Annotated in this window: 2 protein-coding genes; both read left to right on the top strand. The window is 69.1% G+C overall.

From position 1 onward, the window contains the following. The first annotated feature begins 117 nt into the window (after positions 1–117). Positions 118–1398 carry a M16 family metallopeptidase gene (locus BN13_RS18070; protein ID WP_048544363.1) on the top strand — a complete coding sequence of 427 codons (1281 nt, stop codon included), beginning with the start codon at positions 118–120 and terminating at the stop codon, positions 1396–1398. After that, positions 1395–2555 (top strand): M16 family metallopeptidase (locus BN13_RS18065; RefSeq protein ID WP_048548602.1); only part of this gene is annotated, 1161 nt, incomplete at its 3' end. The genes BN13_RS18070 and BN13_RS18065, both read left to right, overlap by 4 nt.

Here is a 2555-nt window from a genome sequence, read left to right as displayed (position 1 = left end):
TGCTAGCAGCAGTTAGTCAACTGTGGACACCTTGCAAGGTGTCCACAGTTGACTAAGTTGTGCTGAGTTGCCCCCGGGCCGGAGGTATGCCGAGCCCCGCGGCATAAGGTGTCCGGCATGCCGCTGGACTACCCCCTCGTCGAGCACACCCTCGCCAACGGTCTGCGGGTCGTCATCTCGCCCGATCACAGCGTCCCGACCGTCACCGTCAACCTCTGGGTTAATGTCGGGTCCCGCCACGAAGTCGCGGGCCGCACCGGTTTTGCGCACCTCTTCGAGCACCTGATGTTCCAGGGCTCGCGCAATGTGGCGTCGGGGGAGCACTTCTCACTCCTCATGGCCGCGGGCGGCCGCCTCAACGCCACGACGTGGTTCGACCGGACCAACTACTTCGAGACGGTCCCGACCGGCGCCCTCGACCTCGCCCTCTGGCTCGAGGCCGACCGCCACGGTCACCTCCTCGACGCCGTCAACCAGGCCAATCTCGACAACCAACGTGACGTGGTCAAGGAGGAGAAGCGCCAGCGCTACGACAACGTGCCCTACGGCAACGCGCTGCGCGATCTCTACGCCACGGTCTTCCCCGATGACCACCCCTATCACCACCCGACCATCGGATCGATGGCCGACCTCGACGCGGCGACCGTGGACGACGTCCACGACTTCTTCCGAGCCCACTACGGCCCCGACAACACCGTGCTCACCCTGGTCGGCGATATCGAGCCCGAGGACGGCATCGCCCGCATCGAGCGTTACTTCGCCGATCTGCCCGCCATCGCCCGCAGCCCGCGCCCTAACCTCCCGCAACTTGACCCGCTGAGCGAGCCCGCGCGGCATACGGTGATCTCCGAGGTCCCCAACGATCGCCTCTATCTCGGGTTCCGTCTCCCCACCGAGCGCGACCCGCGCTATCTCGCGGCCGCCCTCGCCATGGAAGCGCTCGCGGGCCTGTCGATGTCTCGTATGGTGCGCCGCCTCGTCCGCGGCGACCAAAGCGCCACGAGCGTCCAGGGTCACACGATGGGTTTCGTGGACGGGGTCTCCCTGGGGTTGCTCGCCGTCGATGTCACCGAGGGCGTGGACCCCAATGCCGTCGAGGAGGTGCTCCTGGAGGAGCTTCACCGCTTCGCCGACGAGGGTCCTAGTGAGGTCGAGTTGGAGGCGGCCTTGGCCGGCGCCGAACGCGGTTGGCTGTCCGACCTCGCCGCCCAGGACCAGCGTGCCGACGCCTTCAGCCACCAGGCGCTCCTGCACCACGACCCGGACTACGTCAACCGCTTCCTCGACGAACTCGCCGCGATCACCCCGGAGGGGGTGACCACCGCGGCGAAGGAGTGGCTCGATCCGCATTCCCGCGCCGTGGTCGCCTATCTGACCGGACAGGACGAAGTCGCATGAGCACCCTGACCGCCGCCACCAAGAACCCGGCCCCGTCCCCGCGCCCGGATGTCACCCCGCCGGGCCGCTGGGAATTCCCGGAGCCCACGACCTCGCGCCTGGACAACGGGCTGGCCGTCGCGGCATACGACATCCCCGGTCAGTACGTGCTTTCCGTCCGGGTCGTCGTCCCGCTCTCGACCCGAGACGAGCCTCGCGAGCACGAGGGCGTGGCCAGCCTGATGAGCCGACTGCTCGACGAAGGCACGCGCACCCACACCACGGACGAGTTCACGGAACTATTGGAGCGCAAGGGAATTGACTTCGGCGCGGGCCTGTCCGAGTCCGGTCTAACGGTCCACGGCGAGGTCTCCAAGCGCAACCTCACCGACGCGCTGGAGCTCATCCGGGAGGCCCTGGCCGAGCCCTCCTTCCCCGAGAAGGAAGTCACCCGGCTGATCCGCACGCGCCTCGCTGAGATCGAGCAGGAGCGGGCCTCGGCGCCGCACCGGGCGATGCGCGAGTTCGCGGCGACCTGGTTCGACTCCGCGGAGCGCGCCTCCCGCCCGGCGGCCGGCACCCCCGAGACCGTCCGCGGCCTGACCCGGCACGAGGTCGTCGCCTTCCATCAGGCGCATGTCGCCCCCAACGCCGCGACCGTGGTCATTGCCGGCGACCTCGACGGCTTGGACGCCCACGCCTTGGCGGCGGATGTCTTCGGTGCCTGGTCGCCCGCGCCGGTCGCGCAGCCACAACTGCCGACCCCGTCGCGTCCCGGGGACGACCGTCTTCGAATCGTCCTGGTCGACCGCCCGGGCTCGGTGCAGAGCGAGATCGTCGTCGGCTGCGCGGGCCCCGATCGCCGCGTCGCGCCGGCGTGGGCGGCATACCCCGTCCTGTCCTTCCTGATTGGCGGCTCCCCGAACGCCCGCGTGGACGCGGTGCTGCGGGAGGACAAGGGATTCACGTATGGAATGCGTTCCTCCTTCCGTCCTCGGCGCGCCGGTGGGCTCTTCCTCACCACCGGATCGGTGCGCACGGAAGTGACCGCGCAGGCTTTGGGACTGTTGCTCGGCATCCTCGACGATGCCCGCGACGGCTTCTCGGCGCAGGAGACGACCGACTCGGTGGACTTCATCCGCAACACCGCGCCGGCCCGCTTCGCCACCGCCGATGCG

Origin of the sequence: Nostocoides jenkinsii Ben 74 (assembly GCF_001046875.1) — a bacterium.
Taxonomy (GTDB): Bacteria; Actinomycetota; Actinomycetes; order Actinomycetales; family Dermatophilaceae; genus Nostocoides_A; species Nostocoides_A jenkinsii.
The sequence above is the reverse complement of the archived record's forward strand: the minus strand, read 5'-3'. Positions and strand labels throughout refer to the sequence as shown.

Coding starts and splice junctions, on each gene's coding strand:
- BN13_RS18070 (WP_048544363.1), top strand. CDS start 118: ATGCCGCTGGACTACCCCCTCGTCGAGCACACCCTCGCCAACGGTCTG.